We start from the raw sequence: 26,331 nt of genomic DNA, 5'->3' as shown, positions 1-26,331 counted from the left end.
GCGGAGGTCGCGGAACACGTCGTGGCCGTCCTGGGGGAGGCGCTGAGCAATGCCGCCCGGCACGCGAAGGCGAACCGCGTGGAGGTCGTGCTGCACGCCACCGGGCAGCAGGTCGTGCTGACGGTGCAGGACAACGGTGTCGGCGTCCCCGAGCAGGGGCGGCGCAGCGGCCTGCGCAATCTCGCCGAGCGGGCGGAGGGCCTCGGGGGCGCGTTCGAGGCGATCAGTCCGACCGAGGGAGGCACGCGGCTGACCTGGTCCGCTCCGCTGGCGTGAGGACCGGCGGGCCGTGCTCGCGGGGCCGGTCACGCCTCGCAGGGGGGTGAACCGGGCAGGGAACGCCCGGTCACCAGTTCCGGGCGGATGCGGATGGTCACGTGGCCGGCGGCCGGTTCTGCGGGTGCGGGCACGAAGGCAGGAACGGGGCGGCCCTCCAGGATGTCGGATGTGACAGCCGCCCGCCCGAGGACGGTGACGCTCCATCCGCTGCCGTCGGCCTCGCTGAGTTCGCTCACCTCGAAGGCGACCACCGCGTCGGCGACGGCCCGGGCGATCTCGGAGCCGGCGTCGGCGCGGAGCAGGACGCTGCCGTCCGCCGCGATCCGGTAACGGACCGGCATGACGGCCGGCAGCGCGCCAACGGTGTAGACCAATCGGCCGACGGCTGTCCCGCTGAGAAGTCTCAGGCACTGCAGCTCGTCCAGTGGTGTGAATTCGGCGGTCATGGCATCCATGCTCGGTGGGGGGCATGTCCTTCCGCGAGGGGCTGATGGTCCCCCGGAAGGCCTCCGGGTGGTCCCCGACACCGGGTGCTTTCGGCCCGGGCGCGAGTGCCGCTCAGACGGTCCGGCGGGCCGTCGGGTGGCCCTGGCCCGTCAGTACCTGGGTGGCGATGATCGCGGCCTGTACCCGGCGCTCCACACCGAGCTTGGCGAGCAGACGGGAGATGTGGTTCTTGACGGTCTTCTCGGCGAGGTAGAGCCGCTGGCCGATCTGCCGGTTGGTCAGGCCCTCGCCGACCAGGGCGAGGATCTCCCGCTCGCGGTCGGTGAGATGCGGGAAATCGGACGGCTGCTGGGTCGCGGCCTCACCGCGCAGCCGGGCCATCAGCCGGGTGGCGGCACCGGGATCGAGCATGGACTGGCCGGAGGCGACCGTGCGGACCGCGGAGACGAGGTCGGTGCCGCTGATCTGCTTGAGGACGTACCCGGCGGCGCCGGCCATGATCGAGTCGAGCAGGGCCTCCTCGTCGTCGAACGACGTGAGGATCAGGCAGGCCAGCTCCGGCATCCGGGACCGCAGTTCGCGGCAGACGGTCACGCCGTCGCCGTCGGGCAGGCGCATGTCCAGGATCGCGACGTCGGGGCGCAGGGCGGGAACGCGGGTGAGCGCCTGCGCCATCGTGGAGGCCTCGCCGACCACCGTGAAGCCGGGTTCCGCGTCCAGCAGGTCGTGCACGCCCCGCCGGACCACCTCGTGGTCGTCGAGGAGGAACACCTTCACCGGGTTGCCCGCTTCGGCCACCGTGTCGCCCGCCATCACCGCTCCGTGCTCAGCCTGCCCCAGTGGCAGGTCGTACAGATCTCACCGCAGCGTGCCGGATGTCGGGGCGAGCCGGTAGGGCCGGACGGCCCTATTGCACGTGGGGCGTCAGGACGGCTCGCGGGCGTTGCGGCGACTCCTTCAGCTGCCTGGTGGGCGGCGGCGGGTGCGGTCTGGTCTCACGGGTGGGGGACCACGGCCACCGGGGCGGCGGAATGGTGGAGCACGGCGTGGGCGACGGGTCCGAGCAGCATGCCGAGGCGATGACGGCGCTCGCGTCGGCCGATGACGACCAGCTCGGCACCGGCGGCCGCGTCCAGGACGGCCTTCGCCCGCCGCCGAGCCGGACGTCCTCGACGACCGCCACGTTCGGATGCCTCCTGCGGTGGTCCGTGAGGTGCTGTGCGAGCAGGGCCGCCTCCGTGCGCTCCTGTCCCGGGATGTCCATCGGGGGCGGCATCATGCTGCCGTAGGCCCAGGCGGGGAGCGGTTCCCAGCCGTGGACGGCGCGCAGTGCGGCGCCGCGGCGTTCCGCCTCGGCGAAGGCGAAGGCGAGGACGGCCTCGCCGGGCTCGGAGGAGTCGAGCCCGACGACGACCTCACCGGAGGTTGCGGCGTTCCCGTGGGGGAGGGGCGCGGCCTCGCGGATGAGGACCGTCGGAACGGTCGCACGGGCGGTCACGGCGAGGGAGACCGAGCCGACGAGCAGCCCGGCGAATCCCCCGAGACCCCGGGTGCCGAGTACGAGCATCTCCTGCTCCCGCGCTTCGGCGAAGGGACCGACGGAACCCACCGATGGGCCGGTGGTCCCGACAGGGGCGGATCCGGCGATGCCCCGGTGCGCGGCGCGGTCCGGGGCCCGGGACCATCGGGCGGGGAAACCGGGACCGCCGGTGCGGGGAACGGGACCGTTGGCCCATGGGGCGAGCCACTCGCAGGTTCGAGGATCTTCAACGACGGGTCACGGCGGAGACCGGGCCCGTCAGCATGGTTGAGCATCTGGCGAAGGAGCCTGCGATGTCCGTAGACGACCGCGGAAGACCACCGGTGAGCACGCCGGAAGACGGCCCGCAGGGGCGGAGCACGTCCTTCGGGCTGCCGGCGGCGACGGCGCTGGTGGTGGGCAGCATCATCGGCACCGGCGTGTTCGCGCTGCCGTCGGCGCTGGCGCCGTACGGGCCGGTCGCGCTGGTGGCGTTCGTGCTGGTGACCGTCGGGGCGCTGGCGCTGGCGGTGACCTTCGGGCGGCTGTCGGAGCGGGTGCCGGGCAGCGGCGGGCCGTACGTCTACGCCCGTGAGGCGTTCGGCGAGTTCGCCGGGTTCCTGACCGCCTGGTCGTACTGGATCACCGCCTGGGCCGGGAACGCGGCCATCGTGGTGGCCTGGGTCGGCTACGTCGAGGTGTTCGTCAACAAGGGCCACCACACGGGGACTTCGATCGCGATAGCCCTGGCGGGCCTGTGGGTGCCGGCGATCGTGAACCTGGCCGGTGTGCGCAGCATCGGGGCCTTCCAGGTGGTCACCACGGTGCTGAAGTTCCTGCCGCTGGCCTTCATGGCCACGGCCGGCCTGCTGTTCGTGAAGTCCGGCAACTTCGGGGCCTTCAACGCGAGCGGCGGCTCGGCGCTGGGCGCCGTGTCGGCGGCCGGGGCGATCGCGCTGTTCAGCTACATCGGCCTGGAGACCGCGTCGGTGGCGGCCGGGCGGGTGCGGGACCCGAAGCGCAACGTGCCCCGGGCCACGGTGTACGGGACCCTGGCCTGCGCGGCGATCTACCTGCTCGGCACCCTGGCCGTGTTCGGCACCGTCCCGCACGCGCAACTCGGCTCCTCCGCAGCGCCGTTCACGGACGCCATGAACAACATCGCGGGCGGCAGCTGGGCCGGGAACCTGGTCGCCGTCGCGGCGATCGTCTCCGGGCTCGGGGCACTGAACGGCTGGACCATGATCTGCGCCGAGATGCCGATGGCCGCCGCACGCGACGGACTGTTCCCGGCGGCCTTCGCCCGGACCCGGGGCCGCGGCGAGGTCCCGGCCTTCGGCATCGTCTCGGCGACGGTCCTCGCGTCGGTGCTCACCGTGATCAGCTACACCAGCTTCACCCGGGTGTTCACCGAGATCGTGCTCCTGAGCGTGCTCACCGCCGTGATCCCGTACCTGGTCTCGGCCGCCGCCCAGCTGTACTGGCTGACACAGCGCGGCCGGGCGGAGCTGGACCGGCGGCGCTTCGCCAGGGACGTCACCGTCACCGTCCTGGCGCTGTCCTTCTCGTACTGGTCGATCCAGGGCAGCGGCTACCAGACCGTCTACTACGGCCTGTTCACCGTCCTGCTCGGCATCCCGGTCTACATCTGGCTCAAGCGACCGCACACCCGACCCGCCACGGCGCCTCCCACCGGCACCGCCACCCCGCGCTGACCCCGCGCCACCCCCACCGAAACCCGAGGAGCACCAACGATGTCCACCCTGCGTGTCGATTCCGAAGCCGGCCGCCTGCACCAGGTGATCCTGCACCGTCCGGGCCTGGAACTGGCCCGGCTCACCCCGCGCAACGTCGACGACCTGCTCTTCGACGACATCCTGTGGGCCAAGCGCGCCCGCGAGGAGCACGACGCCTTCGCCCAGGTCCTGCGCGACCACGGCGTGCGCGTGCACCACTACGCCGACCTGCTCGCCGAGACCCTCGACCTGGGCCCCGCCCGGTCCTGGCTGCTCGGCCAGGTGGCCACCCCGGCCATCGTCGGCCCCGCCCTGGTCGACCCGGTCCGGGAGCTGTGCGAGCAACTCGACGGCGCCACGCTCGCCGAGTACCTGATCGGCGGCGTCCTCAAGGACGACCTGCCGCTGAAGAGCCCGCACAGCCTGGTGTGGAACACCCTCGGCGAGCAGGACTTCGCCCTCCCGCCGCTGCCCAACCACCTCTTCCCGCGCGACAACTCCTGCTGGATCGGCGCCCGGTACAGCCTCAACCCGATGGCGAAGCCCGCCCGCCGGCGGGAGACCCTGCACACCGCCGCGATCTACCGCTTCCACCCGCTGTTCGCCGAGACCGCACCCCCGCTGCTCGACGGCACCACCACCGCGCCGGGACTCAGCGTGGAGGGCGGGGACGTCCACGTGATCGCCCCGGGCGTCGTCATGGTCGGCATGGGAGAGCGCACCACCGCACCGGCGGTCGAGAACCTCGCCCGGCAACTGTTCCTGACCAACACCGCGCACCGGCTGATCGCCGTGCGGCTGCCGGAGAGCCGGGCGTTCATGCACCTGGACACCGTCATGACGATGATCGACCGGGACACCTTCGCGCTCTACCCGGGCCTGGCCCACCGGTTGCGCTCGTGGACCCTCACCCCCGCCCCCGAGCGGGCGGCCGGCTTCGACGTACGGACCGACACCGACCTCGCCGCCTCGCTCGCCGAGGCCCTCGGCCTGGACAAGGTCCGCTTCCTGTCCGCCGACCAGGACGCCCGCGCCGCCGAGCGCGAGCAGTGGGACGACGGCAGCAACTTCCTCGCCCTCGAACCCGGCGTCGTCGTCGGCTACGAGCGCAACACCACCACCAACACCTACCTGCGCAAGCAGGGCATCGAGATCGTCACCATCGCGGGCTCCGAGCTCGGCCGCGGCCGCGGCGGCCCGCGCTGCATGAGCTGCCCCATCCAGCGCGACCCCGCCAACTGACCGGTAAGAAGAAGTGGCCCGAGCACACTCCGCTGACAGGCCCCTCACCAGCGTGACCGCAGTTCTCGATCAGCGGTCGGAGCGCCCCGGGGGCCGGGCGGTCACCGAGCCACAAACGGCAACCCGCCGTCAGCCACACCTGGTCCTTCCGGACCGCCTCACACTCCTAGGGAGCCCGTCATGACCGTCGACCTCAACGGCCGCCACTACCTGCGCGAACTCGACTTCACCGCCTCCGAGATCCACCACCTCCTCGACCTCGCCGCCGAGTTGAAGGCCGCCCGGCGCGCGGGCACCGAAACGCCGCGGCTGACCGGCCGCAGGATCGCCCTGATCTTCGAGAAGAACTCCACCCGGACCCGCTGCGCCTTCGAGGTCGCGGCGGCCGACCAGGGCGCCATGACCACCTACCTGGGCCCGGACGGGTCGCACATCGGCCACAAGGAGACCATCGCCGACACCGCCCGGGTCCTCGGCCGGATGTACGACGGCATCGAGTACCGCGGCTTCGACCAGGACGCCGTCACCGAACTCGCGGCCCGCGCCGGCGTCCCCGTGTACAACGGCCTGACCGACGCCTGCCACCCCACACAGAGCCTGTGCGACGTCTTCACCATGCGCGAGCACAGCGGAAAGCCGGTGGAGGAGATCTCCTTCTGCTACCTCGGTGACGCCCGCAACAACACCGCCAACTCCCTGCTCATGATGGGGAGCCTGCTCGGCATGGACGTGCGGATCGCCGCTCCGCGCGAGCTGTGGCCCGACCCGCTGCTCGTCGACGAATGCCGGCGAATCGCCCAGGACAGCGGCGCCCGGATCACCCTCAGCGACGAGGTCGAGGAGGCCGTACGCGGCGCGGACTACCTCTACACCGACGTCTGGGTGTCCATGGGCGAGGACCACGCCCAGTGGCCCGAGCGCATCGCCCGGCTGCTGCCGTACCAGGTCAACGCCAAGACGATGGCGGCGACCGGCAAGGCGGACACCGCCTTCCTGCACTGCCTGCCCGCCCTGCACGACCGCCGCACCGACCTCGGCGCCGAACTCGCCGCCGAGCACGGGCTCGACGGCCTCGAAGTCACCGACGAGGTCTTCGAGTCGCCGGCCTCGCTGGTCTTCGACCAGGCCGAGAACCGCATGCACACCATCAAGGCGGTCCTCGTCGCCACCCTGGGGAGGAAGTGACCATGCGCATCGTCGCCGCCCTCGGCGGGAACGCCCTGCTCCAGCGGGGCGAGCACCCCGACGCCGCCGTCCAGCAGCACCACGTCCACGACGCGGCCCGATCGCTCGCCGAACTCGTCACCGCCGGGCACGAGGTCGTGATCACCCACGGCAACGGCCCGCAGATCGGCCTGCTCGCCCAGGAGAGCGAGGCTGACCCGGCGCTCACCGCGCCCTACCCGCTGGACGTCCTCGGAGCCCAGACCCAGGGCATGATCGGCACCCTGCTCGCCCGCGAGCTCATGGACCGGCTGCCGGGCCGCGCCGTCACCGCACTGGTGACCCACACCGAGGTCGACCCCCACGACCCCGCCTTCCAACGGCCGGGCAAGTTCATCGGCGGCCGACTCACCGACCAGCAGGCCAGGACGATGGAGACCGAGCGCGGCTGGACCACCGCGCGCGACGGCGCGCACCTGCGCCGCGTGGTTCCCTCCCCGCAGCCGAAGGCGATCGTCGAGGTACCGGCCGTCCGCACCCTGCTGGCGACCGGCGCCGTGGTGATCGCCGCCGGCGGGGGAGGCGTCCCGGTCACCCGTGACCCGCACACCGGCCGGGTACGCGGCGTCGAGGCGGTCGTCGACAAGGACCTCACCGCCGCCCTGCTCGCCCAACAGCTCGACGCCGACGCGCTGTTGATCCTCACCGACGTCACCCATGTGTTCACCCACTACGGCACGGCCCACCCGGGCCCGCTGGTCACCGCCACCCCCGAGCGCCTGCGCGAACTCGACCTGCCCGAGGGGTCGATGCGGCCCAAGGCCGACGCCGCCGCCGGATTCGCCGAGCGGACCGGCCGGATCGCCGCCATCGGCCCGCTGGACAACGCGCTGGGCACGCTCCTCGGAACCACCGGCACCACCGTCCGGACCGCCCCCGCAGGAGCGAAGCCGGACCACGAGGCCCTGCCGGCCGGAACTCCGGCCCACGACCCCGCCGGAACGCACACCACGGTCTGACGCACCAGGAAGGGAACCACCATGAACCGGCTGCAGACCCGACCCGCCCCCGCCGTCACGGTGACGACCCGCGGTGAGGTCACCCTGGCCGCGCCCGACCACGCCAGGACGAAGCTGCTCGCCGTCCTGGAGAAGCTCGACGAACCGGTCCTCGCCGTCAGGGTGAAGCTCACCCAGGAGCCCAACCACGCCGTGGCCAAGCCGTCGACCGCGCAGGCCACGCTCGACCTGAACGGCCGGCCCGTGCGCGCCCACGTCGCCGCCGCCACCATGCAGGAAGCCGTCGACCTGCTCCAGGACCGGCTGAACGCCAGGATCGCCCGGGTCCGGACCCACCACCGGCACCACCGCCAGCACGCTGAGCGGCCCGGCGTCGGGCAGGAACACCGGCCGCAGCGCCAGGTGCTGGATGCCGAGGAGCGCCGCATCGTGCGGCACAAGAGCTACAGCTTCACGCGTCAGACCACGTGGGCGGCGGTGTTCGACCTGGACACGATGGACCACGACTTCCACCTGTACACCGACGCGGTGACGGGCTGCGACAGCGTCGTCCACCACGACGGGGCGACGGGGGACTATCGGATCGCGTCGGTCGGACCGGCGCCGGAGACCGAGCCGGGCATCTCGGTGAGCACCGACGCGGTGCCCGAACTGACCGTCGCCGGCGCCGTCTCGCGGCTCGACCTCAGCGGCCTGCCGTTCGTCTTCTTCACCAACAGCGAGACCGGGCGCGGCAACGTCCTGTACCACCGCTACGACGGCCACTACGGCATCATCACCCCCGCGCAGTAGCCGGCGCGAGCAGGCCCGGCGGCTGGGGGAGCGGCCGGGCCCGGGAAGGTCACCGGGAGCGGGTGGGGCCGCCCCGGGGCCGCCCTGGTGCGGCCCCGGACGTGATCGCGAATGGCCCGCCACCGAAGCCACGGTGGCGGGCCGTGGCGTTCTGCGGTGGTCCGGACGTGAAGCTGTCCCACGCGCACCGCGGAGTACGGATCCACACCGGCGCCTCCGGGGGAACCCTGCGTGCCGGCCGTTCACCCGCACCGGTGCCCGCCGGACTCCACACACTTCGCGGAGTGCTGACGGCGTCGACGCGGGTCAAGCGCAGGCCGGAAGCCGGATGCCGCGTCCACCCGGGGTGGACGCGGCATCGGAGCGTCATCGTTCGGCGCCCCGTATCCGGTGGGGCACGTGCGGCGTTTCAGTCGTGCGGGACGACGGCGACCGGAGCCTGTGCGTGGTGGATCACCGCGTGGGCGGTCGGGCCGAGGCGCAGGCCGAGGTGGTGGCGGCGCCGGTGGCGGCCGACCACGACGAGTGCGGAATCGCGGGATGCGTCCACCACCGCGCCGGCGCTGCTACCGATCCGGCTGTCCTCGATCACCGCGACGTGCGGGTACTTGTCCCGCCACACGCCGAGTACCTGGCTGAGCAACTCGTCCTCGATGGTGCGGAACCGCTCGGTCTCTACCTGCGGTGCCACCCAGCCCGCGTAGCCCCAGACCGCCGGAGGGGTCCAGCCGTGAACGGCACGCAGCACGGTGCCGCGGGCCGCGGCCTCCTGGAAGGCGAAGTCGATGACCTCGTCCGCCGGGGCACGGGTGTCGATGCCGACGGCCACCTCGGCAGCGTCGCGGGCGTCGGCCTGCTGGGTCTGCGCGGCCCGGACGAGGACGACGGGCACATCGCATCGTGCCGCGGCGTTCAGACCGACCGATCCCACCAGCAGACCCTCGAAGCCGCCCAGTCCCAGCGAACCGACGGCGAGCAGTTCGGATTCGGCCGCGGCAGCGAGGAGGGACGCGGTCGGCTCGTGGCCGGGCAGAAGGCCGGTGTGCACCTCCAGCCCTGGGTGGGCCGAGCACACCTGCTGCGCGGCGTCGGCGAGCAGGCGTTCGGTCAGGGCACGCACGTCATCCGGCTGGCCGGGACCGGCGTGGACGTCGTCCTCCCAGGTCCAGGCATGGACGAGTCGCAGGGCGTGGCCGCGGCGCACCGCTTCGTCGGCCGCCCACTGCGCTGCTGCGGTGCTCTCGGCCGAGCCGTCGATGCCGGCCAGGATGTACTTGCTCATGGAAGGGTCCTACTTTCCGTTGCTCGGGACTGCCCGGGCACAGCCGTCCGAGGTCGGGGACCAGCCTCGCCGATGGCGATCCTGCATCCCCAGGGCCGGCCGGGTCCGCGGGCGGGGCCCAAGGTCCCGAACGGCCGAGGGCGTGCACCCGAGACATCTCAGGTGCACGCCCTCGGCCATTCGGCTCGGGGAGCTGTCGCGCGCTCAGCCGAAGGAGGTCTTCAGCGCGCGGAACGCCGTCTTCGGATCGGAGAGGGCGTGGTAGACGGGCGGGATCGGCTTGTCGAGACCGAGCAGCCGGTAGACGGCGTGCATGGCGCCGAGCACCGAGTACTCGACGGTGAAGACCACGTCTTCGGGGATCTCCACGAACTGGCCGAGGAAGGCGGGTGGGCCCGGTTCGGTCCGGAGAACGACGAGGGCCGGGCGCGCGGGTGCGCCCGGCCCTCGTGCCCGTGGATCGGCTACTCGCGGTGCATGGTGTGCAGAGCCTCGGCCAGGATGTGCGGGTCGTGATGGCCCTTGTAGACGGCCGGCGGCTGCTTGTCGAGCTTCAGCAACTGGGCGACGGCGGTCCAGGCGGTGCGCACCGAGTACTCGACGGTGAAGACCACGTCGTCGGGGACCTCGGCGAACTGGCCGATGAAGGCGAGGTTGGTCGATCCCTTGGGCACGACCTGCGGGCGGTCGCCGTGGCCGCGGACCAGGAACTGGCTGGTGATGTAGGGCATCAGGCACGGGATGACGGTCGACGTCGCCAGCACCCGGTCGGCCGCCTCGGCCTCCAGGTGCAGGTGCTGCAGCACCTCCTGGAGGATCTCCTCGCCGGTGCACTCCGACATCGGCTTCTGCACGAAGTTGCCCGGCCGGTCCGGGAACAGGCCGTAGCCCCACCACACGGAGACGCCCTCGGGCTGCTGCTGGTAGACGGGTTGGCGGTTGACGACGACGGTGAGCAGCCAGTTGGAGGCGGTCAGCGTCAGCAGGCCGCCGCGGCCGGTGGCGCGGCCGGTGAACGTCTCCATCCACTCCAGGAAGGCCGGGTCCTTGGCGGTCACCGTGAAGGACTCCCAGGTCGAGTCCTTCGGGCTGCCGTCGAAGACGGCCGGACGGCCGAAGTCCTCACGGCCGCGGGCGAGCCGGTGCCACAGCAGCCAGGAGCCCGGGCTGCGACCGGTGTGCGGGGCGGGCGGGGCCTCGGTGTGGGAGCCGTAGGCGGAGTCGGCGGTCATCGAGCCGTTGGTGACGAACACCAGGTCCTCGGAAGCCACCTGGATCTCGTCGTGTCCGCCGGCGAAGAGGATCCGTTGGACCGTGGTGCCGTCGCCGGGCTTCAGCGCGAGGTCGGCGACCCGGCAGCCGGTGTGGATCGTCACCCCGTGTCCGCGCAGCCAGGCCGTCAGCGGGCGCACGATGGAGTCGTACTGGTTGTAGCGGGTGCGGTAGATCCCGGACATCGTCTCGAACTCCGGGAACAGGTGGACGAAGCGCTTCAGGTAGCGGCGGAACTCGACGGCGCTGTGCCAGGGTTCGAAGGCGAAGGTGGTGCACCACATGTACCAGAAGTCCGTGGTGAAGAAGGACTCGGTGAAGCAGTCGGTGATCCGCTTGCCGTCCAGCAGCCTCTCGGGCGTGGCCAGGCAGGTGACCAGCTCCAGCCGGTGCCGTTCGGAGAAGCCCATCGCGTGCCCGTCGACGATTCGGCCACCCTCGGTGACCAGCCGGGCGGCATCGTCCCAGGGGGACTCGTCATGGGAGTCGAGGATGTCCTGGGTGGCCGACTTCGAGGGGTCGTCCAGCGAGGGGATGTCCGCGAGCAGGTCGTAGGTGCAGCGGAAGCGGGCCTCGAACATCCGCCCGCCGCGCATGGTGTAGCCCGTCTGGGGTGTGCCGCCCGCATCGAGGCTGCCGCCGATCTCCTGCTGTTCCTCGAAGAGGTGGATGTCGCTGCCCGCGAAGCCGCCGTCGCGGATGAGGAACGCGGCCGCGGACAGTGCGGCGATGCCGCTTCCGACCAGATACGCCTTGGCCATCACAGACTCCTGAACTCTTGCTCTCCGAGGTCCGGTTGCCGGGGAGCCGGCGACCGGACCGCGTCCCTGTGGGACCGTTCACGGACAGCTTCCGACTCGTCGCTGCGCCGGGTCTGTGGGCCGAAGGTCACCCGGAGCGGAACGAGGGTCCCGGGCGGTGCCCGGGACCTCTCGGGTTCAGGGCGCCAGGTCCCGGCGGAGCAGCAGCGGGACCGCTACGCCGAGCCCGGCGGCTCCCACGGCCAGCAGGACGGCGAACGACCCCCAGGTGAGGGTGCCGTGGGCGAGCGCGTCGCCGGGCGTGTAGTAGTGGAACGGGCTCGGATACCTCAGCGGTGCGGCCGGATGCCAGGCCATGGCGATGAAGTTGACGGCGAAGCCCACCGCTCCGACGGTGATGGTCGCACCGATCACCTGAGCCTTGCGCCGTCCGGCGGCCGACACGGCCAGGGCCGGACCGGTCAGGCAGGCCGTGAACGCGAGGCCCATCTCCTCGCGCCCCCAGGGCGCTGCGAGCGGATCGGCGCGGACGTGATGACCGGCTACCGCATCGGCTGACCACGGACCGGGGACCTTCGGCCTTGAACGGGTGCACCTCCCGGCCCCTGCGGACGCCGGGCCGAGGCGGTGGGATGAAGGCAACGAACTCCTGGTCCTCGGCAACCGCGGCCACGGGGGCTTCGCCGGAGCGCTGCTCGGCTCGGTCAGCCAGCACTGTGTCCACCACGCCTCGTGCCCGGTCGTCGTCGTCCGGGACACCGGGCACGAGCGCGCCGAGCGCGCCGAGTACACCGACGGGCCGGCCGCCGGCCGGTGACCCGCACCCGCAGCTGACAGGAGTTCCAGCCGATGTACCAGTCCCTCGCGCCGTCCGGCCCCGCGGACACGGCCGCCGACCGGCAGGACGAGGCCGTCGGGGTGCCCGCTCGCCAGGCGGCCGCTCTGGACGCCGACCACGTGCTCGCCCGCCTGGGCAGCACCCGCGCCGGCCTGTCCGGGGCGGAGGCCGGGCGCAGGCTCGCGGCAATCGGCCCCAACGCGGTGCGCTCCCACCACGTCCGAGCCCTGGCGGTTCTCGGCCGCCAGTTGCGCAGCGCCCTGCTGCTCCTCCTGCTGGCCGCCGCGGTGGTGTCGTTCTTCTTCGGCGAGCGCACCGATGCGGTGATCATCGGTGTGATCCTGCTGCTGAGCGTCGCCCTCGGGTTCGCGAACGAGTACCGGGCCGAACGGGCCGCGCAGGCCCTGCACTCGCAGGTGCGGCACACCGCCGTGGTACTGCGCGACGGCCACGAACAGGAGGTGGACGTCACCGACTTGGTCCCCGGCGACGTGGTGCGGCTGATCCTCGGCCAGGTCGTGCCCGCCGACGTCCGGCTACTGGAGTGCACCGGCCTGCAATGCGACGAGAGCGTCCTCACCGGCGAGTCCGCACCCGTGCCCAAGGACCTGGAGCCGGTGGACGGCGCGGCCGCGCTGGCGGAACTCACGTGCTGCGCCCTGATGGGCACGGTGATGCACGCGGGCGGGGGCACCGGGGTGGTCGTCGCCACCGGTGGGCGCGCCGAGTTCGGCCGGATCGCGCTCGGCCTGGGGGAACGGCAGCCGGAGACCGCGTTCCAGGTGGGCCTGCGCCGCTTCTCGGTGCTCCTGCTGCAGGTCGCCGCGGTTCTCACCACCGGCATCTTCGTGATCAACACGATGCTGCACCGGCCGCTGCTGGACGCCCTGCTGTTCTCGCTCGCCATCGCCGTCGGGATCACTCCGCAGTTGCTGCCCGCCGTGGTCAGCACCAGCCTGGCAGCAGGCTCCCGCCGCCTCGCCCGCCGCAAAGTCCTCGTCAAGCGTCTCGTGTGCATCGAGGACCTCGGTGACATGGACATCCTGGTGACCGACAAGACCGGCACCCTCACCGAAGGCCGGATCACGTTCGAGAAGGCCCTCGATCCCGCCGGCACCGCCGGCGACGACGCGATCCTGCTCGGCCTGCTCGCCACCGAAGGGGCCCTGGACGGCGACCACCTGGGGGGAAATCCCCTGGACACCGCCCTCTGGCAGGCCCCTGGCGCCGCACAGCTGACGGCCGGACACCACCGGCTCGTCGGCCTTCCCTTCGACCACGAGCGTCAGCTCTCCTCCGCCGTCGTCCAGCGCCCCGACGGCACACGACTGCTCGTCACCAAGGGTGCACCGGAAACCGTCCTCACCCGCTGCGACGCCGTGCCCGCCACGGCCGCCCCCGTGCTGGCCGGCCTCTTCGCCGCCGGCCACCGCGTCGTCGCGGTGGCCACCAAGGACGGCGGCCGACTTTCCACGATCCGCGAGTCCGACGAAACCGGACTGCACCTGGCCGGGTTCCTGGTCTTCCGTGACCCGCCCAAGCAGGGCGCCGCCGATTCCCTGCGCCGCCTCGCCGAACTCGGCATCACCGTCAAGATCTGCACCGGGGACAACCCGCTGGTGGCCGAGAAGGTGTGCGCCGACCTCGGCCTGCCCGACGGCACCACCCTCACCGGCCGGGACGTCTCCGCCCTGGACGACGAACAACTGGCCGAGGCCGCCGCACGGGCGACCGTCTTCGCCCGGGTCTCGCCGGAGGACAAGGCGCGGGTCGTTCGCGCGCTGCGTGGCAGCGGCCGGGCCGTGGGCTTCCTCGGCGACGGCGTCAACGACGCGCTGGCCCTGCACGCCGCCGACATCGGCATCTCGGTGGACAGCGCCACCGACGTGGCCAAGGACGCCGCCGACGCCGTCCTGCTGGAGAAGGACCTCGGCGTGCTCGCCGACGGCGTCGCCGAGGGACGGCGGATCTTCGCCAATACGATCAAGTACGTGCTGATGGGCACCTCCAGCAACTTCGGCAACATGTTCAGCGCCGCCGGTGCCTCGCTGCTGCTGTCGTTCCTGCCGATGCTGCCCTCGCAGATCCTGCTCAACAACCTCCTCTACGACACCGGACAGCTCACCATCCCCACCGACCGGGTCGACGCGGAGCAGCTGCGCGCCCCCTCGCACTGGGACATCGCCTTCATCCGTCGCTTCATGCTGTGCTTCGGCCCGGTCAGCTCGCTGTTCGACTTCCTCACCTTCTGGGTGATGCTCGGCCTCTTCCACGCGGGGCCCGTGCTGTTCCGCTCCGGATGGTTCGTGGAATCCCTCGCCACCCAGACCTTGGTGATCTTCGCCATCCGCACTCGCCGGATCCCCTTCCTGCGCAGCCGCCCGAGCGTTCCGCTGCTGGCCGCCTCGCTCGGTGTGGTGGCCCTGGGCGTCGCGCTGCCGTTCTCACCGTTCGCCGGGACACTGGGCTTCGCACCACTCCCGCCGGCCTTCTTCCTCGCCCTGGCGGCGCTGGTCGTCGTCTACCTCGTCCTGATCGAAGGCACCAAGCGGTGGTTCTTCACCCGGCCCGCCGCCACCGCCCCGGCCGTGCCCGCACGCCGCCGCCGGGGGCACGCGCACCGCATCCACCGCAGGGCAAGCCGCTTCAGCCACCCCGGCCCACTGACCTGAGCCCGGTACATGGTCAGGACCGCCTTGTCGCCGTACAGCTCCGTGATGCTTTTGCCGATCTTCTTCAGCCCGGAACCATCGATACATCACGCGGGCGTCAGTTCTCTACGCCGATTCCTCCACCCGCTGTGGGCCCTCATCCGCGCCGGCGTCTCCGCACGCCCCACCCTTGTCCGCAGATGCGCCGCGAGCCGTTGGAACGCGACGGCTTCACCACCACGGAACGGGTCGGCCGGGCCGGGGACCTCGACGCTGACGTCGTTGCGGACGACCACCCGGGACCGCGCGTGGTGCTGCCGTGTGAACGGCACGCAACTGTCGCCACTCCTGGACCCGCCACACCGGCCCTCCGGCAAAGAGGTGCTGAGGTCACATCGGATCGGCTCCGGAACGGCGGGCCGCGTACGACGTCCGGACCCTGGAGACCCTGGTCGACTACCGTACGAGCCCGGCCCGCCAGAAGAACTCCGCGGCCGAGGTGGAGAAGGAGAAACCTCGCAGCCAGGCGGAACGGCTGGAGATGGAACACGCCCGGAGCAAGGGCGTCCCGGTCGCGGCGAGCATCCCGGTGAGGCGGGCCCGGGGTCGGGGCGGAGAATCAGCCGTCGGCGCGGCCGCCTTCTCCCGCTTCTGCACGACCCCTGGCGACCGTTCAACTGGGACCGGCCCCGCTCTGCGCGGCCCTCGTATGCTCGGATCCGGGATGGCCGGGCTCGCCGTGCCGTCACCGGCACCGCCGAGGCGCCCGGTGGAACCTGTCCGAGCCGGTGAAGTGCGGCGCCCCCATCGATCGGCTGATATTCGCCCGTGGGGGCGTGTGCGGCTTGGACGATCCGGGGACGACGGCCAACCTTTCCCGGGGGCGTCATGTTCGGCCGGGTGCTCCACGCCAAGGCGTTCACCTTGGAAGAGCCCATGGAGGCTGTGTCCGTATGACCGATGCCGTGCAGCGAGCGCAGGACGACGGCCGATGGGAGAAGATCATGGGGTCTTCGCGCGCCGTCGCCGCGGGGGACCGGGTCAGCGTGGCCGGAATGTTGCCGTACAGCGGGGATGAGCTGATGGGCGAAGGCGATGCCCGCGAACAGACCGCCGTGGCCTTTGGCAACGCCCTCGCCCAGCTGAGGGAGTTCGGCCTGGGCCCCGAGGCCGTCATCCGCACCCGGACCTACCTCACCCACGCGCGTGACGTCGACGCGGCCTGCTTCGCCCACCGGGAGATCTTCGGCACGGTACGCCCCGCCGCGACCGTGGTGATCGTCACCGGGTTCGTAGACTCCCGGGTGCTGGTCGAAGTAGAGGTGGAAGCGTACCGGGGAACGACGGGCGTGTGACCTCCCCGCAACCGCGCCGCCGGTAAGGCGCGGGGCCGGCGGCCCGCACGGCCGCTATTAGGGGCGAACCGCCAGGACGATCACGACCCGCTCACCGCTGACGAATCGAGGCCGACACAGCCATCGGCTGCTGATCAAACCAACACGAAGGCCGGGCCTGACGCACACAGTGCGACAGGCCCGGCCTTGTTGCGTAGTAGCGGGGACAGGATTTGAACCTGCGACCTCTGGGTTATGAGCCCAGCGAGCTACCGAGCTGCTCCACCCCGCGCCGGTGGGTGACACCAACTCTGTGGCACAGCCCACACAGCGCGAAATCTCATTTCGCCGCCGAGAAAATGCCTGCAGCAGGTGGCCTCGGTGGCCAGGATTCCATCCTGAGCATCACGCGCCGGATGACTGGTCACCAGTGGACAACCCTTAGGCAATCGCCGTCTCGGAGGAGAATTCGCTGCGGGCGACCGTCGCCCTGACCGTCCACCGCAATGTGCGGCGACGAACCCCGGTCGGGCGGTTCGCTTCGGGCCCTGGACCGGGCGTCCGGAAGGCGGGAGAGGCATAGACTGGGCCTGTGATGCAAATCACCCTCGAAGGCTCGGTCGTATGTCGCCTCTCACGCGCCTCTCACGGATTGGGCGTCATGAGGCGGCAGGGACGTCATGCGCGCTGGACAGCTTAAGCCCTGACCAGCGGGTTCTGGACTGAGCGGACGGACCGTCACCCCCTTTCGACCGCTGGGGGTCAAGGGGCGATTTCCGGGAAGTGACCAGGCGGCGAGTGCTGGGAAGGTTGAGCCGGGCCGGCAACGGGACGTCGCGGTGATCGCCCTCCTTGCGGTGCTTGAGCGGGGCGTAGTCCTTGGTGGTTCCTGTTCCGCACCGCGCCCGAGCGGCACGTGCCCGGCCAACCCGTACCTCTCGCGCCAGCCCGGCAACCACGCGGCCTACGCGGAGGAGATCCTGAACCCCGGCATCGACCGCATGGTCGAGGCGGGCATCCGGCGCCGCCCCGGGTACGAGGAGACGCAGCCGACCGGGGAACTCGGCCGGACGCAAGCGCAATGATCTCGTGAGGCGACTCGGCCCAGGGGATCCCGCGAGCCGCGAGGAGTCCTGAGGCGTCGGGCGGTCATACTGTCGAGCCCGTCACCGAGGAGGGCTTCCGATGCGCAGCGTGACCTATTCGATGAACGTCTCACTCGACGGCTACATCGTCGGGCCGGACGGCGGCTTCGACTGGACGGCGCCCGACGATGAGGTCTTCCGCTTCTGGATCGACGAGATCCGGGGGGTCGGCGTCCACCTGTTGGGGCGGCGGCTGTACGAGACGATGCTGTACTGGGAGACCGCCGACGAGGATCCGTCGCTCGACGCCTCGATGCTCGAGTGGGCGGCGCTCTGGAAGCCGCTCCCGAAGGTGGTGTTCTCGACCACGCTGTCGGCGGTGCGGGGCAATGCCCGCCTGGCCTCCGGGGGCGTGGCGGAGGAGATCGAGCGGTTGCGGGCCGAGCCGGGGGAGGGCGAGATCGCGATCGGCGGCGCGACTCTCGCCGCCGAGGCGGCCGCGTTGGGACTGATCGACGAGTACCGGGCCATGGTCTGTCCGGTGCTGGTCGGCGGTGGCATCCCGTTCTTCCCCCGACGCGAGCGCCGGGTGGATCTCGAACTCGTCGAGACCCGCACCTTCAGCTCGAGGTTCGTCTACCTCGGCTACCGCGTGGCGCGTTAGCCGGCTCGTTCTCACTTTCCAGGCGCTTCCCCTGGTCGGCGGTGGTCGGCGCGATGCTCGCGCGGCGTGAAGGCCGTGCCGCCACGCCGTCCGAGTACCTCGTGCCCGCCTGAGCGGGTGGTCGTCGGACCGCTCCGGGCCGCGACGGCGTCGTCAACGTGTCGCACAGGAATGCACTCGGACGGGCAATTGCCAACCCCCTGCCCGTGTGACTTTCTGGAATCAACCGACAGTCACCTGAAAAGAGCAACAGGCGGCCAGTGAACGGCGAAGGGATCACGATGAGCACCGCCCCGGAAGCAACGACAGGCAGGGAGAACCCCGCCCCTCCGATCAGCACCGTCGCGGGGACCGGGGAGGCGGGCCCCAAAGGGGACAACGGGCCTGCCGTCTCCGCCGAGTTGAACCGTCCGTTCGGGATCGCGGTGGACGGCACCGGCACCCTCTACTTCGCCGACCGCGACAACCACCGGGTCCGGAAGATCACGACCGACGGGAGGATCAGCACGGTCGCGGGTACGGGCGCCGCGGGCTTCGGCGGCGACAACGGCCCTGCCGACAAGGCCCGACTGAACCACCCGCGCGGAGTGGCGGTGGACGGGAGGGGCATCCTCCACATCGCCGATGCCGGCAACAACCGGATTCGGAAGGTCGCAGCCGATGGGACGATCAGCACGGTCGCCGGTACCGGCGCGGCGGGCTTCGGCGGCGACGGAGGCCCGGCCGAGAAGGCCCAACTGGACAGCCCGTTCTGGGTGGTGGTGGATGGCGCCGGCGTCCTCCACATCGCCGACTACAACAACGACCGCGTCCGGAAGGTCTCGGCGGACGGGATGATCAGCACGGTCGCCGGTACCGGCGCGGCGGGCTTCGGCGGCGACGGAGGCCCTGCCGACAAGGCCCAACTGAACCGCCCGCACGGGCTGGCGCTGGACGCTGCGGGCACCCTCTACATCGCCGACAGCCTCAACCACCGGGTTCGAAAGGTCGCCGCCGACGGGACGATCAGCACACTGGCCGGCACGGGCGCCGCGGGCTTCGGCGGTGACGGCGGCCCGGCCGACAAGGCCCAACTGAACGTCCCGACCGGGGTGGTGGTGGACGGCGCCGGCGTCCTCCACATCGCGGAGTACAGCAACAACCGGATTCGGAAGGTCGCAGCCGATGGGACGATCAGCACGGTCGCCGGTACCGGCGCCGCGGGCTCCAGCGGTGACGGCGGCCCCGGGGGAGAGGCCCAGCTGAACAACCCCTTGGGGCTCGCCGTGGACTGCGTGGACACCCTCTACATCACCGAGTACAGCGGACAACGGATCCGAAGGATCTCCTCGCCGACGGTGGCCGGCCTTCCCGAGTCGGGCACGGTGGTCTCCTGGGTCAACGTCCGCAGCAGGCTGCGGATGGGGGCCCTGCGCGAGTCCACCAAGGACGGGGCCGAGATCCACCAGGTCCTCGCCGCGCCCAGGGAGCACCAGCGCTGGCGCCTGGTGGTGGCGGGCCAGGAGGACGGCGAGGTGCTCTACACGTTCGAGAACCTGCGCAGCGGCAAGGTCCTGGAGGTTCCCGAAGCGCTGAAGGTGCGCGGGACGGTGGTCGCGCAGCGCCCCTACGAGGGCACCGACGCGCACCACCAGCAGTGGCGACTGATCCCCATGGGCCCGGCGACGGACAGCCCCCGGGTGTACGAGATCGCCAACCGGCACAGCGGTCTGCTGCTGCACGTCGACGCCAACACCCCCGTGGCCGTCAAGCAGCAAGGGGCGGACGGCGACCACCGCAACCGGCAGTGGCAGCTGCTCCCCGTGTGACGCACGAGGAGCAGCCACGTCTTCGATACCCGGGCACCACGAGCGAAGGAATGACGATGACCACTCCCGACAAGCAGTCCGCCCCTCCGATCACCACGGTCGCGGGGACCGGTACGGCGGGGTTCGCAGGGGACAACGGACCTGCCGTCTCAGCACAGCTCAGCCGCCCGCTCGGACTGGCGGTCGACAGCGCCGGGGCCCTCTACATCGCCGACTACAGCAACCTCCGGGTCCGGAAGATCACCACGGACGGCAGGATCGGCACCATCGCCGGCACCGCCTCCGCGGGATTCAGCGGTGACAACGGCCCGTCCGTGCTCGCCCAGGTGAACCAAACGCGTGGACTGGCCGCGGACAGCGCGGGCACGCTCTACATCGCCGATGCCGCCAACCACCGGATCCGGAGGATCACGAAGGACGGCAGGATCACCACACTGGCCGGCACGGGCGCCGCGGGCTTCAGCGGCAACGGCACCGCAGCGAGCTCGGCACAGTTGAACTACCCGGTGGCGGTGGCGGTGGACAGCGGCGGCGTCGTCTACTTCGCCGACTACAACAACCACCGGATCCGGAAGATCACCGCCGACGGCAGGATCAGCACCGTCGCCGGCACGGGCGTCCCCGGCTTCGGGGGCGACGGAGGCCCTGCCGACAAGGCCCAACTGAACTGCCCGCGCGGACTGACGGTGGACGCCGCGGGCACCCTCTACTTCGCCGACGGCGGCAACCACCGGGTCCGGAAGATCGCCACGGACGGCAGGATCAGCACCGTCGCCGGCACCGGCACCGCGGGCTTCGCGGGCGACGGCGGTCCGGCGGACAAGGCCCAACTGAACCTCCCCATGGGGATGGCGGTGGACAGCGGCGGTGTCGTCTACTTCGCCGACTACAACAACCACCGGGTCCGGAGGATCACGGCCGACGGCAGGATCAGCACTGTCGCCGGTACCGGCACCGCGGGCTTCGGAGGCGACAACGGCGCGCCCGCGAAGGCCCAGTTGAACAACCCGGCCGCGCTCGCCGTGGACTGCGTGGACACCCTCTACATCGCCGACCACGTCAACAACCGGATCCGGAAGATCGCCTCGCCCTTGCTGGCCGGCCTACCCGAGTCCGGCACGGTGGTCTCCTGGGTCAACGTCCGCAGCAGGCTGCGGATGGGCGTGCTGCGCGAGTCCACCAAGGACGGGGCCGAGATCCACCAGTCCCTCGCCGTCCCCCGGGAACACCAGCGCTGGCGGCTGGTCGTGGCGGGCCAGAGTGGCGGCGACGTCCTCTACACGATCGAGAACCTGCGCAGTGGCAAGGTCCTGGAGATCATCGACGGGGAGGAGGCGGCCGGCGCGGTGGCGGCGCAACGCGCCTACCAGGGCGGCGACGCGCATCACCAGCAGTGGCGGCTGATCCCGGTGGGCCCGGCGACCGACAGCCCCCGGGTGTACGAGATCGCCAACCGGCGCAGCGGCCTGCTCCTGCGGGTCGATGCCACCGCGCCCGCCGCGGTGAAGCAGCACGAGTCGGACGGCGACCAGCGCAACCGGCAGTGGCAGTTGCTCCCGGTCTGACAACCGCGAGGGGGCCAGGGGCGGTAGCGCCCCTGACCCCCTCGTCAACCGTCCGCCGCTACGAGCGCGACGGGTCGTCGGCAGCGGGCTTGGCGGCCTCGGGCGCCGCAGGAGCTTCGGGAGCCTCCGCGGTCGGCTTGGCAGGCTTGGGGGGCTTGGCGTAGTCGCTCTTCTTCGGCCTGCTCTCCAAGTCCGAGTCCTTCTGGAGACCGCTGTGCTCCGTCACCGTCGGGCTGGAGGCCTGCATGCCGCCCGCCGCCGCCGTGGACACCGAGTCGGGGTCCTGGGCGTACTGGGCCTGCGTGCCGGCCGACGCCTGGGTGGTCCGGACGAAGGACCCGAGGAAGCCGAGGACGGCCCGTGCTTCGGGCGACTGCTCCTGCACGATCTTCGCGCGGTCGTTGGCCCCGTGGATCCCGCTGGTGAACAGGCTCGTGGTCGTGTCGTCGTACGTGTCGTCGTCGGCGTCCTCGAAGTCGACGTCCGCCCCCGGCTCCGGCTTGCCGCCGCCGGTGATCACCGAGAACAACCCCGCGCCCTTGCCCGCGGAGTCGAAGATGTTGCCGAACACCATGGTTGTCACCTCTGGTCGTCGTGGTGGCGCCGCCCGCCCCGTCAGGGCTTCTTGAACAGCTCCCGTTCGCTGTCGGTCAGACTCTCGCCGTCGAACATCGTGTGGTGGACCTCCAAGGCGGAAACCACCTCGGCCAGCCCCTTCATCCGGAAACCGCCGCCCGCCAGGTCGAGGTCGGCGATGTCGCGGGCCACCAGCCGGGCGAGGCCGGGGTACTCCCCGGGCTGCGGCGGCGACAGCACCGCGACCGGCACGTCGTACTGCACCGCGAGCAGCCCGGAGAAGGTCACCGGGATCTCGTAGGAGTACTGCTTGCGGGTGCGCCGCTGGCTGACCAGGGTCTCCACCCGGGAGCCCGGCGGGACCTTGCCGGAGATCTGCGAGTTGGACATCCAGCCGGTGGTCAGGGTGCCGCTGACGGAGCCCGTGATGCCCAGCACCAACTGGGCGTTGAGCTGCGCGTTGCCGGTGGCGCTGCCCGTGGTCGTGAACGCCACCGAGTCGGTCACCGAGCTCGACGCCGACGCCTCGGCGGAGGCCGACGCCGAATTCGTCACCGAGTTGTTCACGCCGTTCTCGGTGCCGTTCGCGGTGTCCACCCCGATGTCGTCCTTGCTGTTCTCATTGGTCACCGTGTTGGTGCACTTGTTCTCCATGGTGTTCTGCAGCTGAGTGCCGAGCTGCGCCCCGAGCTGCCCCTGGAGCTGCGCTTGGAGGTCCACCTGGAGCTGGTTCTGCAGCTGAAGCTGGAGTTCGGCGCTGACGCTGCCGCCGAAGGTGAGCTGGGACTCTCCCTGGAGCGACCAGGTGACCGCGTTCGACACGGTGAATTCGACGGAGTCGGTGAAGTCCATCTCGGCCGTCCGGCTGCGGTTGACGTAGCTGCGCGAGGAGAACGTGTCGGGCGGCGGCTGGTGGAGGTTGCGCCGCTCCTCGATCAGCGGCTCGCCGAGGTTCATGTAGGCGAGCCAGCCGAGTTGGTGCGCGGTTCCGGGGAAGGTGCCGAAGCTGGACTTGTTCATGGAGAAGCCGACGGGCTTGTGCTTCACGCCGTAGTCGTCCACGTAGACCAGACCCGGGTGGTCCAGGATGGCCTGCCAGGTCTGCTCGATGCCCAGTTCCCGTAGGTTCTTCTTGGTCAGCGGCCGGCGCTTGGCCCGATCCAGGTTGTACGCGTTGGAAGGCATTCCCCGTCCTCGGATGATGTCCTCGAATTGATCCGGTCGAACCGCGTCGAGGTGAATTCGGTGAATTTCGGTGATTTGGGAACAGAATTCTGCGCACGTTCCGGCGATGGAAGCTATCACGGTGCCCATTGCCCGGAGTGGCGGTTGCGGGCATGACACTCGATCGGGTGAAGCAACGTCCGGGCGCTGCCGGTGAATTGGGGAGTGTGGCACCCTGACAACTCGGCAATTCCGTGCCATCCCCTGAACTGAGCGCCCGACGCATTTCTCCCGTATCCAGACAGGTGAGGTTTCCGCTATGTACACCCAAGAACGCACCGCGATGGCGAATTTGGTGGTCGGTGGCCCGGTGGCGGTGAACAGCTATGACAACGCGATCGTGGCGGCGCTGGTCGAGAACCGGCCGGTCATGCTCGTGCACGCCTTCAACGGCGGCTACCTGCGGCCCGTCGACCTGAAGGAATCGGTCCACGACAAGGGGGTCAAACTGGCCACCACGCTCGACCCGGACACCAAGGAGGCCAAGGGCCACCTCTGGTACGTCACCCCCGGCGGCTTCTTCGGGCAGCGGCCGCTCTACTTCCTGGAGAGCGCCGCAGGCCAGGTGACCCCCAAGCCCGTCGATCCGGCCGGCACCGCCGCCGGGCGCGGTGACGACGGCACTCCGAAGCCCCAGCGCCGGCGCATCAGCGTCCACCAGGACGCCCCGAAGGCCGCGACGGCCGACACCGTGCAGGTGGGCCTGCCCGACAAGGTCGGCGACAAATGGCGCGGCAGGAACGGCGCGCCCGAGGACACCCAGCTCTGGGTCGTCACGGTGACGCCGTGGGGTGGGATCACCTTCGTGCCGATCACCCACCCCGACGCCATCCTCGGCTTCAAGGACCACGCGGTGACGCCCGAGAACGAGGTGCGCCTCACCTACAACTGGGGCGGGGACTTCACCGGGACGATCATCAACACCTTCTACCCGCGGCTGCCCAACGAGTGGAACGTGCCGTACCACCACGTCTTCACGTGAGCCGCGCCCACCGCCGCGCCGCCCCCGTCCCGAGCCGACGCCCGCACCGTCCGGAAGAGTTGGAAGAGGCACCACGATGCCCGTGCCCACGCAAGAACTGAAACTGGAGATCGTCAACGCCGCCACGGGGAAGACCCTCGGCGCCCCGCTGGCGCCGAGCGCGGACGGGGCGCTCGTCGTCCGCGACTTCCCCGAGGACGGGCCGAGCCCGGAGCAGTGGCAGCTCACTCCTGTGAAGACCGCGCAGGGCGGGTTCGAACAGGACGACCAGGGCTATGTGATCCGCAACGCGGCCGGCGGCAAGGTGTTCGACGACCCCGGCGGCAAGGACCGCGGCCTGCGCCAAGCGGCCGCCGGCGGCAAGAAGAACCAGCAGTGGCACGTCGTCCCCGTCGAGGGCGAGGCGGGCCTCTACTTCATCGAGAGCGCGACCGACGGCGTCGTCCTCGACCTGCCCGACCGTGACGAGGACGACGAGCAGGAGGCCGAGACCCGGGTCGTCCTGCGCGCGTACGACGACGGCTCGAAGACCCAGCGCTGGCGGTTCGTCACCGCCGAACCCGAGCGCACCAGCGATCCCGTGCTGCGCTTCGCCCACCGGGACCACTGGAACGGCCGCCGGTCCTGGCCGTTGGTCCGCTCGTCCGCGCTGCGGATGACACCAGGTGCGACGCCGTCGTTCAGCGACATGCTGCTGGTCCAGGAGCAGTTCGGCAGCGACAAGGTTGCCGGGGAGTGGCCCGGCGAGGGACTCAACCGCGCCCCCGGGCAGTCGGGTTGGTGGGCCGGGACGGGTGCGCGGTTCCTCGCCGACCTCACGGGGGCGGGGCGGCACGACATCGTGGGACTCAAGCCCGCCACGGGAGCCGTGACGTCGTCCAGCCGGGGCGACGGCACCTTCGACGACGAGCATCCCCTGTTCAAGACCGCCTCCGCCCTGGCGCCCGCCGACCTGTGGACCCTCGCGGACACCACGGGTGGCGGCAGGCCCGACATCGTGGTGCTGGCCGCCGACGGCGTCCGGGTGTCACGCCAGGGCGAGGAGGGCACGTTCGCACCCGCCACCGGCAAGCTGGTCCTCAAGGCCTTCGGGAACGACCGCAAGGCCGGCGGTTGGCTCGCCGACCGGCACCCCCGTTTCCTCGCGGACACGACCGGTGACGGCCGGCTCGACATCGTCGGCTGCCACGACGACGGCGTCTGGATCTCCCGTCAGGACGAGGACGGCACGTTCACCGAACTCCCCGACGCGCCGGCGCTCAAGGCGTTCGGCCACGGCGAGGAGGCCGGCGGCTGGCTCCTCGACCGGCACCCCCGTTTCCTCGCAGACACGACCGGTGACGGCCGGCTCGACATCGTCGGCTGCCACGACGACGGCGTCTGGATCTCCCGTCAGGACGAGGACGGCACGTTCACCGAACCCGAGCTCGTCCTCGGCGACTTCGGGACCACCCAGGGCTGGAAGTCGGTCGCGAAGCATCCCCGGTTCCTGATCAAGACCACCGTCGACGGCCACGTGGACATCGTCGGCTTCGGCCCGCAGGGCGTCGCGGTGGCCCGCGGGCGCGGCGACGGCACGTTCGAGCCCGCGAAGCTCGTCCTGAACGACTTCGGGACGGCACAGGGCTGGACGCACAGGAAGCACCTCCGCTTCCTCACGGAAACGACCGGTGACGGCCGGCTCGACATCGTCGGCTTCGGCGACGAGGGCGTCTGGGTGTCCCACGGCCTCGGTGAAGGCGCTTTCGAGCAGGCCCAGTTGGTGTGCCGCGGCTTCGGATACAGCGACGACTCGGGCGCCTGGCGGGTCGACCGGCACCCCCGCTTCGTCGCCGACATCACCGGCGACGGGCGCGTCGATCTCGTCGGTTTCGGCGGCCCGGGGGTGTACGTGGCCCGCAACCTCCACCGCCGCTTCCGGACCCGCTAGCGCGGCGCGGCGTCGCAACCCTCGGAACGGTGCGACGCCGCGGAGCCGGAGGGAAGCGGGGCCGTGGGGGGGGGGGGGGGGGGCGCCCCCCCCCCCCCCCGCGGGGGGGGGGGGGGCGGCCCGGGGGGGTGTGGGGGGGTGAGTAATTATGGGGGGGGTAG

21 protein-coding genes, 1 tRNA gene and 3 pseudogenes are annotated in these 26,331 nt (G+C 71.2%); 15 read left to right on the top strand and 10 right to left on the bottom strand.

The window, feature by feature from the left end:
- Positions 1-276: ATP-binding protein (locus ABZ449_RS37525; RefSeq protein WP_360355278.1), on the top strand; the 276-nt coding region annotated here is incomplete at its 5' end.
- Positions 277-305: 29 nt separating this feature from the next.
- Here ABZ449_RS37525 and ABZ449_RS37520 read toward each other — a convergent pair.
- The 3 genes and pseudogenes from ABZ449_RS37520 to ABZ449_RS37510 all read right to left on the bottom strand — a co-directional run bounded on the left by ABZ449_RS37520 (position 306) and on the right by ABZ449_RS37510 (position 2,335).
- Positions 306-725: a pyridoxamine 5'-phosphate oxidase family protein gene (locus tag ABZ449_RS37520; RefSeq protein ID WP_360355275.1), complete on the bottom strand. Its 420-nt coding sequence runs from the start codon at positions 723-725 to the stop codon at positions 306-308.
- A gap of 112 nt (positions 726-837) precedes the next feature.
- Entirely contained in the window at positions 838-1,539 is a 702-nt protein-coding gene (locus tag ABZ449_RS37515; protein ID WP_360355273.1) for a response regulator transcription factor, read from the bottom strand.
- A 182-nt stretch (positions 1,540-1,721) separates the two neighbouring features.
- A pseudogene (locus ABZ449_RS37510) lies at positions 1,722-2,335 on the bottom strand (universal stress protein).
- A gap of 254 nt (positions 2,336-2,589) precedes the next feature.
- Here ABZ449_RS37510 and ABZ449_RS37505 point away from each other — a divergent pair.
- The 5 genes from ABZ449_RS37505 to ABZ449_RS37485 all read left to right on the top strand — a co-directional run bounded on the left by ABZ449_RS37505 (position 2,590) and on the right by ABZ449_RS37485 (position 8,198).
- Positions 2,590-3,960, top strand: coding sequence for an amino acid permease (locus ABZ449_RS37505; protein ID WP_360355271.1), 1,371 nt, complete (start codon positions 2,590-2,592; stop codon positions 3,958-3,960).
- 39 nt (positions 3,961-3,999) lie between these two features.
- Positions 4,000-5,223, top strand: coding sequence for an arginine deiminase (locus tag ABZ449_RS37500; RefSeq protein WP_360355268.1), 1,224 nt, complete (start codon positions 4,000-4,002; stop codon positions 5,221-5,223).
- A 180-nt stretch (positions 5,224-5,403) separates the two neighbouring features.
- Positions 5,404-6,408, top strand: a complete 1,005-nt coding sequence (gene argF / locus ABZ449_RS37495) for an ornithine carbamoyltransferase (RefSeq protein WP_360355265.1) — start codon at positions 5,404-5,406, stop codon at positions 6,406-6,408.
- A gap of 2 nt (positions 6,409-6,410) precedes the next feature.
- Entirely contained in the window at positions 6,411-7,406 is a 996-nt protein-coding gene (locus ABZ449_RS37490; RefSeq protein ID WP_360355262.1) for a carbamate kinase, read from the top strand.
- Positions 7,407-7,427: 21 nt separating this feature from the next.
- Positions 7,428-8,198 (top strand): HPF/RaiA family ribosome-associated protein, encoded by a 771-nt coding sequence (locus ABZ449_RS37485; RefSeq protein WP_360355259.1) that lies wholly within the window; start codon positions 7,428-7,430, stop codon positions 8,196-8,198.
- A 409-nt stretch (positions 8,199-8,607) separates the two neighbouring features.
- Here ABZ449_RS37485 and ABZ449_RS37480 read toward each other — a convergent pair whose 3' ends face one another.
- From ABZ449_RS37480 to ABZ449_RS37465, 4 genes and pseudogenes are all read right to left on the bottom strand, one after another.
- Positions 8,608-9,480: a universal stress protein gene (locus ABZ449_RS37480; protein WP_360355257.1), complete on the bottom strand. Its 873-nt coding sequence runs from the start codon at positions 9,478-9,480 to the stop codon at positions 8,608-8,610.
- Positions 9,481-9,684: 204 nt separating this feature from the next.
- Positions 9,685-9,867, bottom strand: a pseudogene (locus ABZ449_RS37475) (oleate hydratase); the annotation flags it as partial.
- A 77-nt stretch (positions 9,868-9,944) separates the two neighbouring features.
- Positions 9,945-11,513, bottom strand: a complete 1,569-nt coding sequence (locus tag ABZ449_RS37470; protein WP_360355254.1) for an oleate hydratase — start codon at positions 11,511-11,513, stop codon at positions 9,945-9,947.
- Between the two features lie 177 nt (positions 11,514-11,690).
- Positions 11,691-12,002: a hypothetical protein gene (locus ABZ449_RS37465; RefSeq protein WP_360355251.1), complete on the bottom strand. Its 312-nt coding sequence runs from the start codon at positions 12,000-12,002 to the stop codon at positions 11,691-11,693.
- Between the two features lie 145 nt (positions 12,003-12,147).
- Between ABZ449_RS37465 and ABZ449_RS37460 the strand changes: the two are divergent.
- The 3 genes and pseudogenes from ABZ449_RS37460 to ABZ449_RS37450 all read left to right on the top strand — a co-directional run.
- Positions 12,148-12,330: pseudogene (locus ABZ449_RS37460) on the top strand (universal stress protein); the annotation flags it as partial.
- Positions 12,331-12,362: 32 nt separating this feature from the next.
- The gene (mgtA, locus tag ABZ449_RS37455) at positions 12,363-15,023 is read left to right on the top strand and encodes a magnesium-translocating P-type ATPase (RefSeq protein ID WP_360355249.1); all 2,661 of its coding nucleotides are present in this window, start codon (positions 12,363-12,365) and stop codon (positions 15,021-15,023) included.
- Between the two features lie 932 nt (positions 15,024-15,955).
- Positions 15,956-16,357: a Rid family hydrolase gene (locus tag ABZ449_RS37450; protein WP_360355246.1), complete on the top strand. Its 402-nt coding sequence runs from the start codon at positions 15,956-15,958 to the stop codon at positions 16,355-16,357.
- A 197-nt stretch (positions 16,358-16,554) separates the two neighbouring features.
- Here the strand turns inward: ABZ449_RS37450 and ABZ449_RS37445 are convergent.
- Positions 16,555-16,628: transfer RNA gene (locus tag ABZ449_RS37445), tRNA-Met, on the bottom strand.
- A gap of 547 nt (positions 16,629-17,175) precedes the next feature.
- Between ABZ449_RS37445 and ABZ449_RS37440 the strand changes: the two genes are divergently transcribed.
- The 4 genes from ABZ449_RS37440 (at position 17,176) to ABZ449_RS37425 (ending at position 21,458) form a co-directional block, all read left to right on the top strand.
- Positions 17,176-17,421, top strand: a complete 246-nt coding sequence (locus tag ABZ449_RS37440) for a hypothetical protein (protein WP_360355243.1) — start codon at positions 17,176-17,178, stop codon at positions 17,419-17,421.
- A gap of 100 nt (positions 17,422-17,521) precedes the next feature.
- A complete protein-coding gene (locus ABZ449_RS37435; protein WP_360355241.1) occupies positions 17,522-18,085 on the top strand; it encodes a dihydrofolate reductase family protein in 564 nt (187 codons plus the stop codon).
- Between the two features lie 281 nt (positions 18,086-18,366).
- Positions 18,367-19,893: an RICIN domain-containing protein gene (locus ABZ449_RS37430; protein ID WP_360355239.1), complete on the top strand. Its 1,527-nt coding sequence runs from the start codon at positions 18,367-18,369 to the stop codon at positions 19,891-19,893.
- A gap of 56 nt (positions 19,894-19,949) precedes the next feature.
- Complete coding sequence (locus tag ABZ449_RS37425) at positions 19,950-21,458, top strand: RICIN domain-containing protein (protein ID WP_360355236.1); 1,509 nt, start codon at positions 19,950-19,952, stop codon at positions 21,456-21,458.
- Between the two features lie 58 nt (positions 21,459-21,516).
- Here the strand turns inward: ABZ449_RS37425 and ABZ449_RS37420 are convergent, their stop codons facing one another.
- Positions 21,517-22,032, bottom strand: a complete 516-nt coding sequence (locus ABZ449_RS37420) for a hypothetical protein (RefSeq protein WP_360355233.1) — start codon at positions 22,030-22,032, stop codon at positions 21,517-21,519.
- 41 nt (positions 22,033-22,073) lie between these two features.
- Positions 22,074-23,219 carry a hypothetical protein gene (locus ABZ449_RS37415; RefSeq protein ID WP_360355231.1) on the bottom strand — a complete coding sequence of 382 codons (1,146 nt, stop codon included), beginning with the start codon at positions 23,217-23,219 and terminating at the stop codon, positions 22,074-22,076.
- 298 nt (positions 23,220-23,517) lie between these two features.
- On the opposite strand from ABZ449_RS37415, the gene ABZ449_RS37410 reads away from it, so the two are divergent.
- Positions 23,518-24,240 carry a hypothetical protein gene (locus ABZ449_RS37410; protein ID WP_360355229.1) on the top strand — a complete coding sequence of 241 codons (723 nt, stop codon included), beginning with the start codon at positions 23,518-23,520 and terminating at the stop codon, positions 24,238-24,240.
- Positions 24,241-24,316: 76 nt separating this feature from the next.
- Positions 24,317-26,170 (top strand): FG-GAP-like repeat-containing protein, encoded by a 1,854-nt coding sequence (locus ABZ449_RS37405; RefSeq protein ID WP_360355226.1) that lies wholly within the window; start codon positions 24,317-24,319, stop codon positions 26,168-26,170.
- Positions 26,171-26,331: the final 161 nt, after the last annotated feature.

This window comes from Kitasatospora sp. NPDC005856, from assembly GCF_040629945.1.
Taxonomy (GTDB): Bacteria; Actinomycetota; Actinomycetes; order Streptomycetales; family Streptomycetaceae; genus Kitasatospora.
The sequence above is the reverse complement of the archived record's forward strand: the minus strand, read 5'-3'. Positions and strand labels throughout refer to the sequence as shown.

What these genes read in the sequence shown, in the direction of transcription:
- ABZ449_RS37520 (WP_360355275.1), bottom strand. Translation starts at nt 725, where the DNA reads ATGACCGCCGAATTCACACCACTGGACGAGCTGCAGTGCCTGAGACTT.
- ABZ449_RS37515 (WP_360355273.1), bottom strand. Translation starts at nt 1,539, where the DNA reads ATGGCGGGCGACACGGTGGCCGAAGCGGGCAACCCGGTGAAGGTGTTC.
- ABZ449_RS37500 (WP_360355268.1), top strand. Translation starts at nt 4,000, where the DNA reads ATGTCCACCCTGCGTGTCGATTCCGAAGCCGGCCGCCTGCACCAGGTG.
- argF (WP_360355265.1), top strand. Translation starts at nt 5,404, where the DNA reads ATGACCGTCGACCTCAACGGCCGCCACTACCTGCGCGAACTCGACTTC.
- ABZ449_RS37490 (WP_360355262.1), top strand. Translation starts at nt 6,411, where the DNA reads ATGCGCATCGTCGCCGCCCTCGGCGGGAACGCCCTGCTCCAGCGGGGC.
- ABZ449_RS37485 (WP_360355259.1), top strand. Translation starts at nt 7,428, where the DNA reads ATGAACCGGCTGCAGACCCGACCCGCCCCCGCCGTCACGGTGACGACC.
- ABZ449_RS37480 (WP_360355257.1), bottom strand. Translation starts at nt 9,480, where the DNA reads ATGAGCAAGTACATCCTGGCCGGCATCGACGGCTCGGCCGAGAGCACC.
- ABZ449_RS37470 (WP_360355254.1), bottom strand. Translation starts at nt 11,513, where the DNA reads ATGGCCAAGGCGTATCTGGTCGGAAGCGGCATCGCCGCACTGTCCGCG.
- ABZ449_RS37465 (WP_360355251.1), bottom strand. Translation starts at nt 12,002, where the DNA reads ATGGGCCTCGCGTTCACGGCCTGCCTGACCGGTCCGGCCCTGGCCGTG.
- mgtA (WP_360355249.1), top strand. Translation starts at nt 12,363, where the DNA reads ATGTACCAGTCCCTCGCGCCGTCCGGCCCCGCGGACACGGCCGCCGAC.
- ABZ449_RS37450 (WP_360355246.1), top strand. Translation starts at nt 15,956, where the DNA reads ATGACCGATGCCGTGCAGCGAGCGCAGGACGACGGCCGATGGGAGAAG.
- ABZ449_RS37435 (WP_360355241.1), top strand. Translation starts at nt 17,522, where the DNA reads ATGCGCAGCGTGACCTATTCGATGAACGTCTCACTCGACGGCTACATC.
- ABZ449_RS37430 (WP_360355239.1), top strand. Translation starts at nt 18,367, where the DNA reads ATGAGCACCGCCCCGGAAGCAACGACAGGCAGGGAGAACCCCGCCCCT.
- ABZ449_RS37425 (WP_360355236.1), top strand. Translation starts at nt 19,950, where the DNA reads ATGACCACTCCCGACAAGCAGTCCGCCCCTCCGATCACCACGGTCGCG.
- ABZ449_RS37420 (WP_360355233.1), bottom strand. Translation starts at nt 22,032, where the DNA reads ATGGTGTTCGGCAACATCTTCGACTCCGCGGGCAAGGGCGCGGGGTTG.
- ABZ449_RS37415 (WP_360355231.1), bottom strand. Translation starts at nt 23,219, where the DNA reads ATGCCTTCCAACGCGTACAACCTGGATCGGGCCAAGCGCCGGCCGCTG.
- ABZ449_RS37410 (WP_360355229.1), top strand. Translation starts at nt 23,518, where the DNA reads ATGTACACCCAAGAACGCACCGCGATGGCGAATTTGGTGGTCGGTGGC.
- ABZ449_RS37405 (WP_360355226.1), top strand. Translation starts at nt 24,317, where the DNA reads ATGCCCGTGCCCACGCAAGAACTGAAACTGGAGATCGTCAACGCCGCC.